The following is a 14,969-nucleotide window of genomic DNA, read 5'->3' on the forward strand; positions in this document are numbered from 1 at the left end:
AAAAAGAGCATGGGAAATTGCCAGAAACCTTTGCAAAACGCAACGACGAGCCGGCAAAAATGAGGCAAATATACGCTTTGTCATGACCGTTTGCCCCTGCGCCGGTTGCGCCGGCCAGCACAGTTAATTAGACTGACCGGCAACGTATTATCACGATGAACACTATGAGCACTACTCTTTACGGTATCAGTAACTGCGATACCATCAAAAAAGCCAGAAAGTGGCTTGAACAGCAAAATATCCCTTTTACTTTTCACGATTACCGTAAAGACGGTCTGGACGAAGCCTGGCTTAAAGAAACAGAAAGTCATCTGGGCTGGGAAAACCTGCTGAATAAACGGGGCACTACTTTTCGACAGTTACCGGAAGAAGACAAAACAGATCTAACCCGGGACAAGGCTCTGAGCCTGTTACTGGCAAATCCGTCGATGATCAAACGCCCGGTGCTTATTCACAACAACAGCTACCATCTTGCTTTTAAACCTGCTCAGTATGAGGAGATTTTTGCCTGATGAGTACTGTTATCGATGTTGCCAAAAATCTGATCAACCGCCGCTCAGTCACACCTGAAGATGCCGGTTGTCAGGATTACATGAAAGCCTGGCTGGACGAGTCCGGTTTCAACCATGAAACCATGGTTTTCGACGATACCACGAATTTATGGTCCCGACGGGGCACTGAAGCTCCACTTTTGTGCTTTGCCGGTCATACCGACGTTGTCCCAAGCGGGCCGGAATCAGCCTGGCAAACCCCGCCGTTTATCGCTACTGAAAAAGACGGCTATCTGCATGGCCGTGGTGCAGCAGATATGAAAGGCAGTCTGGCAGCGATGATGGTCGCTACCCGCAGATTCGTTGCTGACTATCCAAATCACAAAGGCAGCATCGCCTACCTCATCACCAGTGACGAAGAAGGGCCCTTTATTAATGGCACCACCCGCGTTATCGACACGCTGGAAGCCCGGAACGAGAAAATAACCTGGTGCATCGTGGGCGAACCCTCCTCCACTTCACAGGTGGGAGATGTGGTGAAAAACGGCCGCCGTGGTTCTCTTACCGGCGATATGACAGTAAAAGGTATTCAGGGTCACGTGGCGTATCCGCATCTGGCTAAAAACCCGGTGCACGATGCCGCCCCTGCGCTGGCCAGCCTGAGTCAGGCACACTGGGACAACGGCAACGAATTCTTCCCGCCCACCAGTTTTCAAATCTCCAATATTCATGCAGGAACAGGTGCAGGCAATGTCATTCCCGGCACCTGTGAAGTGTGTTTTAACTTCCGCTTTTCAACAGAAGTCACCGACCGGGAATTAATTGAGCGGGTCACCACCATTCTGGATGGGCACGAACTGGACTACCATATCGACTGGACCTTCAACGGTCAGCCGTTCCTCACAGACTCCGGGGATCTGGTTGAGGCGACACAGGCTGCCATCAGTCACGTGACCGGCAGAGAAACAGAGTTATCGACTGCCGGCGGCACCTCTGACGGCCGCTTTATAGCGCCTACCGGCGCACAGGTTGTTGAACTGGGTCCGGTGAACGCCACCATCCATAAAATCGACGAATGCGTGTCTATGGCCGATCTGGAAACGCTGACTGATATTTATTACGACATCATGGTCAGGTTGCTGGCATGAGCATGACGGCATGGCTGGGTATTGACAATCCGTTTCTGGTTCCTCTTGATGATAAGTTCTCCATACACCGTGATGTAAAAGAACCATGGCTTGCTTTGCAGCGGGCCGCACAGAAGGAGGGGCTCGATTGTCAGCTGGTCAGCAGTCACCGCGACTTTACCCGCCAGCTGGCGATCTGGAACAGAAAATGGCGTGGTGAAGCCACCTTGTATGACGCGCAGGGAAAGGCCCTCAATCACAGCGCCCTGTCCGATGATGAAAAAATTGATGCCATCCTGACCTGGTCAGCATTGCCCGGCGGCAGCCGTCATCACTGGGGATCAGATATTGACGTATTTGATAAACAGGCAGTACATGAATGGGGACAACCCTTCGAACTGGTGGACAGTGAATACCGTGAGTCCGGTCCCTGCTTCGGGCTGGCCTGCTGGATGGATGAAAATCTGCACCGCTTCGGTTTTTCACGCCCGTTTCTGGAAGACAGAGGCGGCGTGGCTGTGGAATTATGGCATCTGACTCATACGTCAACAGCCAGCACATTTGAACAACAACGCCGCGCAGGTGCGCTGGCAGACGCCCTGAAACAGGCAGACATGGAAGGCAAAGAAGCAGTGCTCAAACGCATTGATTCGCTGTTTGAGCGTTATGTACTGAATAAGGGGATAAGATGAGTACCGGATGGTTAATTCTCATCATTTTACTGGCCGCCGGCTTTATCATCGGCAACATTTTACTGCTTAAGTCGTCGTCAAAGTTCAGAGTACCGAAAGACTTCACGCCGCGAAAATGGGATGACGAAGAAGACAAATAATCGTCTTCTTCTCATTATTACCCGTTAACCCGTACCGCAGTGCCACTGATACTGACCATCAGCATACTGCCTTTTTCACCGATAACTTCATAGTCGATATCAATACCCACAACCGCATTTGCGCCCATGGCACGGGCTTCCTGTTCCAGCTCTGCGAAGGCCATTTTACGTGCTTTGGTGAGCTCGTCTTCATAGGAACCTGACCGCCCGCCGACGATATCGCGGATTGAAGCAAACAAATCTTTAAAAATGTTCGCGCCCATGACCGCCTCGCCGATGACGATACCGTGATATTGCGAAATGGTTTTACCTTCAATACCGGGTGTTGTTGTTAAAATCATCTTTTTTCCTCCGTTGAAAAAGCGTTTTTCAATGCCTCAATGCGTGCTGCCAGTTCACTGTCACCATAAGGTATAGCAGGCTGCCTTCCCCACACAGGCGCAGGCCAGGCGATATCCTCTTCATAACGGCAAAGGTGATGAATATGCAGTTGCCTGACCACATTACCCAGTGCAGCAATGTTCAGTTTATAAGGCGCATACAATGAGGATAATACCTTACAACATAAGCGGGACTCCTGCACATACTGCTGCATTTGCCGGTCATCAAGCTCGTGTAACTCTGCCAGACCTTCGACACGGGGAACGAGGATAAGCCAGGGAAACTGACTGTCATTCATCAGCAGCACGCGGCAAAGTGCTAAATCGGTTACCAGCACCGTATCGTTTTGCAAGCGCTCATCGAGTTTAAACATTAATGTACTCCAGTGAAGCCGGAACGACCGTGAGAATAGCACGCTGCCCGATAGCCACATTGGCGTTGGGAAACACCACTGCTTCGCCGTCCTGTTCAGCAAAATATTCTGCGCCGGTTTCAGATGCCAGCTTATCGCCTTCTGCAAAATCCATGAAATTGGGTGTATCGTCAGCAAAATGCAGTACAAAATCTTCAGCCTGCTTATTGATCACCTGATTAACCCGGTAAATCACCATATCAGATAAATCGTCATTCAATGATATTTGCTGCTCACACACCAGCGAGATAAGCGCATTTCTCGCCTCTTCAAACCGCGCCATGTCGTTCTGACCAAAGGGCTGCACTTTTCCAAGCTCAACGGTAAACGAATGGGCGCCGTGATTCAGTGACGAGTGATAGCTGTAGGTGGTAGTCGGTGACTCTGAAAGTAAAATCGTTTTTACACCACAGGCCTTCATAAACGACAGTTGTTCACGGCTATAGGGTTTGCCATGGAGAAACGGATACACTGCGAATTTTTCGTTTTTAGATTCACGGATAGCAGTGTGCAAATCATAGTGCAGTTTCTCGGCGTTATCTCCGGCATCAGCGAAGAATGCCGCCATGGTATCTTCAAGTTGCTTCGCACGGATACGCTCATCATTCACCAGCCCTTCTCCGGCTGAATGCGCACCACAGAACAGGCGGTTCATATTTTCTTCGGTGAAGCGTTTCGCAATGGCCATAGCATCCAGGTTCCCGAATTGAAACAGCACCGCATGCGCAGGAACAAGAGAACCGGTGAACAGGCGTTTTACCATGTCATCACAGATTTCAATGGGGGCAGTTTCATTGCCGTGAACGCCGGAGGAAAGCACAATGTATTTACTGTCAGCATTAAGCGTTTGAGGGTAAAAAGCGACAATGCCGGGCGCAATAATGTGAACACGCACACCGTTTTCAAGTTGCAAAGTCTGAGGTTCAACAATATCAGAAGAAAAACGGGAGAGATTGAGAAAATCGCCGTGGGCGAGCAAGCGGGTACGCATGGATATCCTGTCGTTTATGCAATTAATACCGCAGGATTCTATCTATTGTGCAGCTAAAAAGCCAAACCTGACCGGTTTACACCAGCATCCTGCGTAAAGGAGAGTCACCAATCATAATATCCTGGTGGGCAAGACTGATAAATTCATTAAGTGGTACAGCGCGGGAAAACAGATACCCCTGCCCTGTCAGAATGCCTATTTCTCTTAAGGTATGCAGCTGTTCTGTTGTTTCCACCCCTTCTGCAATCACCTGGCAATTTTTTGCTTTGCCGATAATTTTAGCCGCTTCAATAATGGCACGGTTCACCGGGTTGTCTCCCAGTTCCATCACAAATGACTTATCAATCTTGAGAGCATCAATATTAAGTTCCCGGATAAACGCCAGGTTGGAATAGCCTTTCCCGAAATCATCCACTGCAATGCCGATACCCAGAGCACCCAGCTCATGCAGTTGCTTTTTCACCATCAATGAGTTCGTCAGGGCAACGTCTTCTGTCAATTCCAGTTCAAAACGACTGAGATCCAATGCGTATTTATCTCTGAGACGGACCAGCGCGGGAATAAGTTTACTGTCGTACAGCTGTGTCGGCGAAATGTTTACCGACAATGAAACATTCAGACCCTGTGCATCCAGTTTCACCATGTTCTGAAATGCCTGTTCGAACGTCCAGTAAGCCAGTTCATTCATCATGTTGTAGGATTCAGCTGCTTCAATCAGCGGACCCGGAAACAACACACCATCCAGCGGATGATTCCAGCGTAATAGACATTCTGCACCGGTAATTTGCAGTGTATTCAGATCAACCTGAGGCTGGAAATACAATTCCAGCTCATTTTGTTGCAGTGCCCGCTTGAGATCGGCTTTCAGTGCAAGACTGCGTCCTGTCTCCGCTTTTTCATCCATGGACATAACATGGAAATTTTCATACTTATTTTCTTTTGCCTGCTTGAGGGCTGCTTCTGCACGGGAAACAAACGCAGTAATATCGAACTTGTCCTGCTTACCACTGACCGCCCCGACATTAAAATCAGCAATAAAAGCATGATTGCCGTGATGCATGGGGGTTTTGAAGTGTTCGACGATATGCTCAAACGTAGCACGAAGTTCTTTCTGTTTGATTTTGTCAGGAAAAACGATACCGAAAACATCACCGCTGATGCGGCCGAAACGCAGGTGTTCATCAAAGAGCAGAATGATCCGGTTCGCAATTTCCAGCAAAAACTGGTCTGCGACATTGATACCAAGACTGGTGGTCACATCGGAAAAACGCACCACGTCGATAAGCATCAGGGAGACATGCTTATGTTTTTCCGCACATTGCTCTATGGTATCGATAAAGGCATAGCGGTTTGGAATTGTCGCCAAACTTTGATGTAGACGGCTCATATCAGGTGGCAATCCGGTCACTGAAATTTTCTTTTATTATTTATCTATAAAAACATGCGGGAGCCAGTCCCGCAACCATTCTTTTGTATTAACGCATATATAAGAAAGTACCTGAACATTTAATCAGACAAATGGTGTGTTTACCAAGTTAGATAGTCGTAAATGTTTGCACTTTAGTATAAAACACTCCTTTCGCCGTAAATGACTTATTTTACTCTTTGGCTGAGTTTACTTATTCAGACAATCGGGGGTTGTCCCAAAGCAGCAAGTTTTTGCTTCCTGCCCGCAAGCAGGCTGCCAATCGAATTGACTACGAGCGCAAGAAATATAATTGCCATACCTGTTAAAGCCATTGTATTTAACGACTCATTGAGCCACCAGGCACTGAGAATAGCTACCCAAACCGGTTCGAGGGTCATCACTATCGCTCCCTGCCCTTCCGGAGACATGCTCTGTGCTTTCAATAAAAAGAAAAAACGCAGGCAGGTAGCAAGCACAATGCTTAACACCAGCCACTGCCACACTTCTGAGACGGATTGTGTCGCACTCTGCTCTGTGACCAGATAGGCGATAAAGCAAATGGTGCCGGCTGAGATGAGTTGAAAGCACGTTTGTGTGACGGGTGGTATATCTGAGCAATATTTGCCATTAACGTTAAAATACAGTGCATAAAGTACAGCTGAAACCAGAAACAAAATATCAGAAGGCACGAGTACAAAGCCGTTTCTCAACGCAAGAAAGATCAGCCCCGGCACCGCAATTGCTACAGAAATCCATGTGTGCCTTTTGGCACGGTAACCAAAAAATAATCCCGTCACCGGTATGAGAAGAAAACTCAGGCTAAGCAAAAATGCGCCTGCCCCCAATCCTTCAGACAATAACAGACCCGCTCCCCAAACTGCGGTTTGCACGCCCAGCAAACATCCTGTCATGAGTGCCCGCCGGCGCTTCTGCATGGAGGTACCCAACACTTGACGGGGCTTCAATCCTCCGACCATCAGACCCGAAATGACAAATCGTATAGCCAGGAAAAACATGGGTGTCATGGCAGAAATAACAAATTTTGAAAATAACCAGCCGGAGGCTGCTAATAGCGTGACGACAATAAGAAGTGTATGAGCATAAAGCTCTGTGTTAACCGGTTTATTTTGCAATTGACGAAAGTCCTTTATTAACCAGCCTGTCAGACTGGTGTTTGCATTCGATAAAAATGAAGGGGAATAATGGAATGGTTAGTTTACCGCACCGGGCGCTGTTAATGCACAATCAATAAACGCAGAAATGGCACTGGATGGATTGTCTTTTCTGTACACCAGATAGGTTGGTGCAAAAGCGATATCTTCATCTACCGTTTTCAATGTTAGCCCTTCAGTTTGATGCAGTGCCAGTACTGAGCGGGGCACCATGGCAAGTCCCATTCCGGCGATAACACAGCCAATCATGGTGAAGTGACTGGGGATCTCCGTGACTCTTTCGCAAACATGATTGTGTCTGGCGAGCCACTTTTCCAGTCGATGTCGATACGAGCAGCCGCGGCTGTAGCCAACCATGGTTAACGTCTCCGGCAGTGCAGAGCTGCTTTCCCACTCACGGGGCAAGATGAGCACTAACTCTTCTTCAAAGCACTTCACCCGTTCCAGCCTTGGATCGTCAGGCGGATCCGATGCCATCACCAGGTCAAGTTCACCGCTGAGTACTTTCTCCACCAGCGGCATCGATGCATTGGCTGTCAACTCGAGCTGTACCGCATCATACTGGCGATGGAAACGGGCAAGAATACCGGGTAAACGGGAAGCGGCACTGCTCTCCATTGAACCCAGCCGCAATAAACCGCCCGGTTCTGCAAGGGTTAATTCAGCGATGGCCTGTTTCTGAAGTTGTAATATCTTGCCGGTGTAATCCAACAATCTGAGACCGGCAGAAGTTACGGTTAAACGGTTACCTTCCCGCAAAAATAAATCTACGTTCAACTCCCCTTCCAGCTTCTTTAACCTTGCCGTGACGTTGGACGGCACCCGGTGAAGAGATTCTGCCGCCCGGCTGACGCCCTTATGCTCCACAACAGCCTTAAACACCACCAGATCTGAAATGTCCATCCGCACCTCACTTCAATTATTATGAAAGAAATCTTCTCATTTATTCATTATTAATGAAACAAGTAATCCCTTATACTTTTGCACAAGGGTTAAGGCAATGATTGCCTGATACCGGAAAATTGCACCACGGAGAACTACCATGACAGCGCAAAACAGCGCCAGCCAGAACACACTGAAAGGGTTAGGTTATGCCCTTGCTGCTGTCCTCATATGGACAGGATTCATACTCATCAGTAAAGCAGGAGCCGTATCATCCATGGCAGTGCCGGATATGCTGATGGTGCGCTTCGGTACAGCTTGCCTGCTGTTCTCTCCGTTCATTTACAAGCACCGCAAGGTAATATTCCAGTGGCGTATGTTTGTGCTCGGCGCGATTGGCGGCGTGGCATACGGCGTATCGGTTTTCACCGGTTTCGCCCTTGCGCCGGCTACCCATGCCGCATTACTGCTACCCGGATTAATGCCTGTCATGATTGCAGTACTGGCCTATTTCATCGCAAATGAGAGACATCGTCTTTCGTCACAAATCGGTATTGCACTAAGCAGCACAGGAATTATCGCTTTGCTGTCTGAAACGTTGCTCGCAGACAGTCACTACTTGTCCGGCGATCTGAGTTTTGTCATTGCCTGTTTGTTCTGGGGAATTTTTACGGTATTGCTAAGACGGTGGCAGTTTGCGCCCTGGCACGCCACGCTGGGTATTATTGCGACCACAACAATACTGTTCGCGCCGGTATACATTCTGTTTCTGCCACATAATATTGCGCAGCAAAGTTTTGAAATGCTGGGCCTGCAGGCTTTTTATCAGGGTGTAATGGCTACAACCGTTCAAATGGTATTGTATGCCCGCGCCGTGCATATTCTCGGAGCAACCAAAATGGGTGGCTTAATGGCACTGGTGCCGGTATTTGCCAGTACGCTGGCTGTGCCCATGTTCAACGAACAATGGACAACTGGCCTGTCTGTTGCCCTGGTGATGATATTAGCCGGCACACTGGTAAGTAACCTGCCCGCATCGTTTTTCACCAGAAAGCGTAAGGCCGCAGCCGCCTGCTGATCGGGGCCGACTTTTAAAGCCAAAAAAAGCCCGGTATCTTTTCAGATCCCGGGCCTTCGTTGTTGTTCGTTCTATAAATTTACTTTACAGAACAGGATGAAAGCTTCCAGATACGCTCAACATAATCATTGATTGAACGGTCTGAAGTGAATTTACCCATCTTCGCTGTATTGATAATGGCCATTTTCGCCCAGCGCTCTTGGTCACGGTACGCCTCATCCACCAGGATCTGCGCGTCGGAGTAAGCACGGAAATCAGCCAGTACCATGTACGGGTCGCCGTGATCCAGCAAGCTTTGTTTGATGGACACTAAGGCACCCGGCTTGCCAGGCGTAAAGTAGTCAGTCTCCAGCCAGTCCAGTACCGCTTTGATTTCAGGATCACGGTAATAGTAATCCAGCGGCTTGTAGCCTTTTTCTTTCAGCTCATGCACTTCATCAACGGTGAGACCAAAAATGAAGATATTTTCATCACCCACTTCTTCGGCGATTTCGATGTTCGCGCCGTCCAGCGTACCAATAGTCAGTGCACCGTTCAGAGCCAGCTTCATATTACCGGTACCGGATGCTTCTTTACCTGCAGTACTGATTTGCTCAGATAAGTCAGAAGCCGGAATCATTTTCTCAGCTAACGACACGCGGTAATTCGGCAGGAATACCACTTTGAGTTTACCGTTCACCCGCGGATCATTGTTGATTTTATCAGCCACTTTGTTGATAGCGTAGATGATGTCTTTCGCCAGTTTGTAACCGGGCGCTGCTTTCGCACCGAAAATAAATACACGCGGGTGCATGTCGTAATCAGGATTTTCCAGCAGACGACGGTACAGCGCCATGATATGAAGCAGGTTCAGGTGCTGACGCTTGTACTCATGCAGACGTTTAATTTGCACGTCGAAGATAGCATTCACGTCAACATCGATGTCCAGCGATTGCTTGATTTCCTGGGCCAGCAGCTTCTTATTTTCCAGTTTCACTTTCATGAACTGTTTCTGGAATGTTTTGTTGTCAGCGTACTTAGACAAACCATCCAGCTTTTTCAGATCCAGCGGCCAGTCTTCACCGATTTTTTTATCGATAAGGTTAGATAACGCAGGGTTACATGCCTTCAACCAGCGACGTGGCGTAATACCGTTGGTCACATTAGTCAGTTTACCCGGCCACAGCGCATCAAACTCAGGGAACAGGTTCTTTTTCACCAGCTTAGAGTGGATTTCTGCTACACCGTTAACGGCGAAAGAGGCAATAACAGACAAATTACCCATGCGAACCATCTTCTCATTACCTTCTTCGATAATAGACAGTTTCGCTTTTTTCGCGTTGTCACCCGGCCACTTTTTGTCAACTTCAGCCATGAAGCGGTGGTTGATTTCGTAAATGATTTCAAGGTGACGGGGCAGGATCTTCTCGATCATGCGTGCAGGCCATTTCTCCAGCGCTTCCGGCAACAGGGTGTGGTTTGTATAGGCAAACACTTTAGTACAAATGCCCCAGGCGGTATCCCAGTCAAGCTCTGCACGGTCAACTAAAATACGCATTAATTCAGGGATCGCGATAGCCGGATGGGTATCGTTAAGCTGAATAACGACCTGATCAACAAAACGGCTCCAGTCATCACCGTGAGCGCGCTTGTAACGGCGGATGATGTCTTTTAAAGAGCATGAGCAGAAGAAATACTGCTGGATAAGACGCAGTTCTTTACCCGCTTCGGTTTCATCGTTAGGGTAAAGTACTTTAGAAATGGTTTCTGCCTGTACGTTCTCACGTTGGGCATCCACATAACCACCGGCATTAAATACGTCCCAGTTGAAGTAATGAGATGATTCACTCTTCCACAGACGCAGTACGTTAACGGTATTACCGCCGTAGCCTACAACCGGGATATCCCACGGTACACCTTTTACAATTGAGCCCGGGTGCCATTCTTTTTGAATGCGGCCATTGTCACCGTACTTAGTTTCAACATAGCCATACAAGGATACTTGCTGAATCGATTCAGGACGACAAATTTCCCACGGGTTGCCGAAGTCACGCCAGCTGTCCGGACGCTCAATCTGTGCGCCGTTTTGAATTTCCTGACGGAACAGGCCGTGCTCGTAATGAATACCGTAACCGATTGCCGGTAATTCCATGGTCGCCAGAGAGTCGATAAAGCAAGCAGCGAGACGGCCCAGGCCACCATTACCCAGTGCCATGTCAGGCTCTTCTTCCATAACATCAGCAAGTTCTACGCCTAACTCTTTCAGCGCTTCATTGGCAACATCATACAAACCAAAATTCTGTAGATTGTTGGAGAGTAAACGGCCCATCAGGAATTCTGCAGAGAAATAATGGACAGCACGTGTATCGTTTAAGTAATGGGTTTTCTGGGTTTTACGTAAACCCTCAAGCACCTGTTCCTGCATAGCAGCACAGGTCGCCTTCCACCAGGCGTGATTATTTGCTTTGTTTTCATCTGTTCCCAGCGTGCAATGCAGGTGACGGATAACAGCTGATTTAAATTCGTTTTTACTACCGGCGCTGACGGCCACAGGGGCAACCGTTTTCGCTTTAGTGGTTTTCGCGTTCATATCAGTTCTCACTTTACTATGGCGATGTAAACTGGCTACAAATTAGCCTTACACTGTAATTAAATTACACAATAAAATATCGATATGGCAGCAATATAGCAGCGTTAAAAACGATTTTTTGTAAAATGTTTGTTAATTTTCAAAAAAAATGGGCTGCATTTAAAAATACAGCCCATTTATTAACAATAAATTTACATTTTAAACATCAAGTTTAAACATTTGCGTTTATTTGATAATTTTTGCTACCAGTTCTTCCGCTTCTTTGATGAGAGATTGTAAGTGACTTTCACCATTAAAACTCTCTGCGTAAATTTTATAAATTTGTTCAGTACCGGAAGGTCGTGCGGCAAACCATCCATTTTCAGTGGACACCTTCACTCCCCCGATGGCAGCATTATTGCCCGGAGCATGAGTTTGCACTGAAGTAATTGACTCTCCGGCGAGGGAGTCGCTGGTCACCACAGAGGCATCCATGGCGGACAGCTTCGCTTTCTCTTCCAGGCTTGCAGCAACGTCGACCCGCTGATACACAGGCGAACCGAATTTTTCAGTCAGCGCTTCATAATGCTCGCCGGGATCTTTACCGGTGACAGCAAGAATTTCTGCTGCCAGCAGACACATAATAAAACCGTCTTTATCCGTGGCCCAGGTTTGACCGTTGCGCTGCAGGAAAATACCGCCGGCACTTTCCTCGCCTGCGAAGGCGATTTCACCGTCGGATAATCCACCCACAAACCACTTAAAGCCCACCGGCATTTCTGCCAGTTCACGGCCCAGGTTCGCGGTAACTCTGTCAATCATTGAGCTGGATACCAGAGTTTTACCTACTTTCAGGCTTTCCGGCCAGTCAGGGCGGTGGCTGTACAGATAATTGATAGCTACGGCCAGATAATGATTAGGGTTCATAAGGCCTGCAGCAGGACAAACAATACCATGTCTGTCGAAGTCAGGGTCGTTACCCCAGGCGAGGTCAAACTTGTCTTTCAGATCGATAAGACCGGCCATTGCATAGGCAGACGAACAGTCCATTCTCAGCTTGCCATCTTTGTCACGACGCATGAAGCCAAACTGAGGATCAACCTTGTCGTTCACAACTGTGATATCAAGGCCATATTTTTCGCTGATACGCTCCCAGTAACCGACTCCCGCTCCGCCTAAAGGATCGGTACCGAGTTTGAGCCCGGCTTTTGCAATCGCTTCCATATCCACAACTTCAGCGAGATCGTCTATGTAAGCTTCCATGAAATCCGCTTCCACGAACTTCCCTTCTGCCCGTGCCTGTTGCACGTTCATTCGCTTCACGTCTTTATTGCCCGCAGCGATAAGTGCATTAGCCCGTTTTTGAATGACAGAGGTCACATCACCATCAGCAGGTCCGCCATGGGGCGGGTTGTATTTGAAGCCACCGTCAGAAGGCGGATTGTGAGAAGGCGTAATGACAATACCGTCAGCTAAGTTCGCAGAACGTCCACGGTTATAACGAATTATGGTGCGGGAAATAACCGGCGTGGGCGTGTAGCCACGGCTGGCGTTATCCGCCTGTTGGATCACTACTTCAACACCGTTGGCACTTAACACTTCAATTGCAGTAATCATTGCCGGTTCTGACAATGCATGGGTATCTTTACCAATATAGAGCGGACCGTCGATGCCTTCAGACTGACGATACTCTGCTAACGCCTGGCAAATTGCAGCAATGTGCGTGTCTGTGAACGTTGTATTTGCTGCTGTGCCCCTGTGACCTGATGTACCAAAACTGACAGCTTCTGCCGGCGAGTCAGCATCAGGGACATAGGTAAAATATTGGGTGATAAGTTCTGCAACGTTAATCAGTTGCTCCGGAGCTGCGGGTTCTCCTGCCTGCGGATGTAATGCCATTTTTCGTCCTTTATTTAAGTGAGCGTCTTGCTAACCAGGGGTATTAAGCAAATTTAGCGATAACCGTTTGCGTGGCTTCGTCGCTGTATCCCAGTGTTTTCATTACCTGTTCCAACATCGCTACTTTCTTAGCTGTGTTGTTATTTGTCACTACCCAGTAGGGTGAGTCAGGAATAGATTTAGGGTTAGTACTGCTTCCCGTACTCAGCAACGCGTCTTTGCTGGTTGCGAAGTAAATACGATTTTTACCCTTAATTTGTTCAACATTTGCAAAGGCATCGCTGTGCAAATCATGAAGTTCAGACAGAATAAACAGAAACAGATCAACCCGTTTGGTGTACTGCGCCAGTGCAGCACTGGTGAGTCTCGCTTCGATATCTCCGCTGCCGTGCTCTACAGCAAGTGGGGCAGAAACCGTTGTTGACTGTGACGGTGTTTTCGTTTGACGGGCTTTAACAGGAGCCGCTTTTTTCACCGCGGGAGCCGCCTTTACAGGTGCTGCTTTTACTTCGTTACTTTCAGCATCACCCAGCAGTAAACGACGCAGGATGTCCGACGCATTTTCGCCGATGTGTTTTGTCTGACTTGCTATAAACGTATACAGCTCATCATCAATTTCAATGATTTTCATATGGTACTTCCTTAATAAACCGGTCCATTATAGACAACAAGGATATTGATAACAGCACTAAATCAGGTTCACTCAGGTAATTTATATCACCCGGCGCAGACACCGTGTCTATACTCAGGTATCAACAGGATAACAGCAATTCCCTTCAGAATTGCTAGCATGTATAAATAAGGACAAACCGGTTGCGGGAAAACCCCATGCGAACAGAATTTCAGACGATCACAGACGCACTGTCAGGGCATATTATTGGCAAGCCTCAACAGTTGAAGCTGGCTGTAACCTGCCTGCTGGCAAAAGGTCATTTATTGATTGAAGACTTACCGGGCATGGGCAAAACCACTTTGTCTCATGCGCTGGCAAATGTATTCGGCTTGTCTTATTCCCGTATTCAGTTCACGTCAGACTTACTGCCCGCAGATATGCTGGGGGTGAACGTGTTCGATCAACAGCAGCACGAATTCAGGTTTCACCCCGGTCCGGTATTCAACGAACTGATCCTGGCAGATGAAATTAACCGTGCGTCACCGAAAACACAAAGTGCGCTGCTTGAAGCCATGGAAGAAAACCAGGTCAGCGTTGACGGCACCACTTATCCGCTGCCCTCACCTTTTTTCGTTATTGCCACTCAAAACCCGGGCTATCAGAGCGGAACGTATCCCTTGCCGGAGTCACAGCTGGACCGTTTCCTCATGCGAATATCTCTGGGATACCCTTCAAGAGAAGCGGAAAAAGCCATGTTGCAGCAGCAAGGTGGCAGAGAGCAAGGTCCGCTGGCGGAAAAAATTGATCCCCGCTCACTGCTCCGCTATCAACAACAGGTCAACGATGTGCATTGCAGTGAAGCCGTACTGGAATACGTGCTTAACCTGGTAAATCAGAGCCGGGAGCAAAGTGGTTATCCGCAACCCCTCTCCCCAAGGGCAAGCCGTGCCCTGTTAAACGCAGCAAAAGCCTGGGCATTCATTCACGATCGCGACTACATAGTCCCTGAAGATGTTCAGGCTATTTTTGCCGCCGTGGCGGAACACAGATTACGGGGTACTCATCACGATTCCATCGAAGAAAATACACTGAGTAAGCGGTTGCTGAACAGTGTGGACCCGCTGGCAGCCTGAAA

15 protein-coding genes are annotated in these 14,969 nt (G+C 48.3%); 6 read left to right on the plus strand and 9 right to left on the minus strand.

Going from position 1 to position 14,969, the window contains the following annotated elements; all coding sequences use genetic code 11:
- Nucleotides 1-164: 164 nt before the first annotated feature.
- The 4 genes from DS731_RS12950 to DS731_RS12965 are packed head-to-tail and all read left to right on the plus strand — an operon-like array spanning nt 165 to nt 2,450.
- Complete coding sequence (locus DS731_RS12950; protein ID WP_119501724.1) at nt 165-512, plus strand: ArsC family reductase; 348 nt, start codon at nt 165-167, stop codon at nt 510-512.
- Nucleotides 512-1,639: a succinyl-diaminopimelate desuccinylase gene (gene dapE, locus DS731_RS12955; RefSeq protein WP_119501725.1), complete on the plus strand. Its 1,128-nt coding sequence runs from the start codon at nt 512-514 to the stop codon at nt 1,637-1,639. The genes DS731_RS12950 and dapE overlap by 1 nt, the downstream gene beginning before the upstream one ends.
- Nucleotides 1,636-2,310 carry a M15 family metallopeptidase gene (locus tag DS731_RS12960; RefSeq protein ID WP_119501726.1) on the plus strand — a complete coding sequence of 225 codons (675 nt, stop codon included), beginning with the start codon at nt 1,636-1,638 and terminating at the stop codon, nt 2,308-2,310. Before dapE ends, DS731_RS12960 begins: the two co-directional genes overlap by 4 nt.
- Nucleotides 2,307-2,450 (plus strand): DUF2897 family protein, encoded by a 144-nt coding sequence (locus DS731_RS12965; RefSeq protein WP_119501727.1) that lies wholly within the window; start codon nt 2,307-2,309, stop codon nt 2,448-2,450. Before DS731_RS12960 ends, DS731_RS12965 begins: the two co-directional genes overlap by 4 nt.
- A 17-nt stretch (nt 2,451-2,467) precedes the next feature.
- Here the strand turns inward: DS731_RS12965 and DS731_RS12970 are convergent, their stop codons facing one another.
- The 6 genes from DS731_RS12970 to DS731_RS12995 form a co-directional block, all read right to left on the minus strand.
- Complete coding sequence (locus tag DS731_RS12970) at nt 2,468-2,791, minus strand: heavy metal-binding domain-containing protein (RefSeq protein ID WP_119501728.1); 324 nt, start codon at nt 2,789-2,791, stop codon at nt 2,468-2,470.
- The gene (locus DS731_RS12975; RefSeq protein WP_119501729.1) at nt 2,788-3,204 is read right to left on the minus strand and encodes an HIT domain-containing protein; all 417 of its coding nucleotides are present in this window, start codon (nt 3,202-3,204) and stop codon (nt 2,788-2,790) included. Before DS731_RS12975 ends, DS731_RS12970 begins: the two co-directional genes overlap by 4 nt.
- The gene (gene astE, locus DS731_RS12980; protein ID WP_119501730.1) at nt 3,197-4,234 is read right to left on the minus strand and encodes a succinylglutamate desuccinylase; all 1,038 of its coding nucleotides are present in this window, start codon (nt 4,232-4,234) and stop codon (nt 3,197-3,199) included. Before astE ends, DS731_RS12975 begins: the two co-directional genes overlap by 8 nt.
- Before the next feature lie 76 nt (nt 4,235-4,310).
- Nucleotides 4,311-5,621 (minus strand): putative bifunctional diguanylate cyclase/phosphodiesterase, encoded by a 1,311-nt coding sequence (locus DS731_RS12985; RefSeq protein ID WP_119501731.1) that lies wholly within the window; start codon nt 5,619-5,621, stop codon nt 4,311-4,313.
- A gap of 236 nt (nt 5,622-5,857) precedes the next feature.
- Complete coding sequence (locus DS731_RS12990; RefSeq protein WP_232373364.1) at nt 5,858-6,499, minus strand: DMT family transporter; 642 nt, start codon at nt 6,497-6,499, stop codon at nt 5,858-5,860.
- A 354-nt stretch (nt 6,500-6,853) separates the two neighbouring features.
- The gene (locus DS731_RS12995) at nt 6,854-7,717 is read right to left on the minus strand and encodes a LysR substrate-binding domain-containing protein (RefSeq protein WP_119501733.1); all 864 of its coding nucleotides are present in this window, start codon (nt 7,715-7,717) and stop codon (nt 6,854-6,856) included.
- A gap of 139 nt (nt 7,718-7,856) precedes the next feature.
- On the opposite strand from DS731_RS12995, the gene DS731_RS13000 reads away from it, so the two are divergent.
- Nucleotides 7,857-8,774 (plus strand): DMT family transporter, encoded by a 918-nt coding sequence (locus tag DS731_RS13000; RefSeq protein WP_119501734.1) that lies wholly within the window; start codon nt 7,857-7,859, stop codon nt 8,772-8,774.
- Nucleotides 8,775-8,853: 79 nt separating this feature from the next.
- On the opposite strand, the gene DS731_RS13005 is transcribed toward DS731_RS13000, so the two are convergent.
- From DS731_RS13005 to seqA, 3 genes are all read right to left on the minus strand, one after another.
- Entirely contained in the window at nt 8,854-11,343 is a 2,490-nt protein-coding gene (locus DS731_RS13005) for a glycogen/starch/alpha-glucan phosphorylase (RefSeq protein WP_119503419.1), read from the minus strand.
- A 225-nt stretch (nt 11,344-11,568) separates the two neighbouring features.
- Nucleotides 11,569-13,221, minus strand: coding sequence for a phosphoglucomutase (alpha-D-glucose-1,6-bisphosphate-dependent) (gene pgm / locus DS731_RS13010; RefSeq protein WP_119501735.1), 1,653 nt, complete (start codon nt 13,219-13,221; stop codon nt 11,569-11,571).
- Between the two features lie 43 nt (nt 13,222-13,264).
- Complete coding sequence (seqA, locus tag DS731_RS13015; RefSeq protein WP_119501736.1) at nt 13,265-13,852, minus strand: replication initiation negative regulator SeqA; 588 nt, start codon at nt 13,850-13,852, stop codon at nt 13,265-13,267.
- A 197-nt stretch (nt 13,853-14,049) separates the two neighbouring features.
- Here seqA and DS731_RS13020 point away from each other — a divergent pair, with 197 nt between their 5' ends.
- The gene (locus DS731_RS13020) at nt 14,050-14,967 is read left to right on the plus strand and encodes an AAA family ATPase (protein ID WP_119501737.1); all 918 of its coding nucleotides are present in this window, start codon (nt 14,050-14,052) and stop codon (nt 14,965-14,967) included.
- The last annotated feature ends 2 nt before the right edge of the window (nt 14,968-14,969 follow it).

The sequence above is a fragment of the Alteromonas sp. RKMC-009 genome, from assembly GCF_003584565.2.
Taxonomy (GTDB): Bacteria; Pseudomonadota; Gammaproteobacteria; order Enterobacterales; family Alteromonadaceae; genus Alteromonas.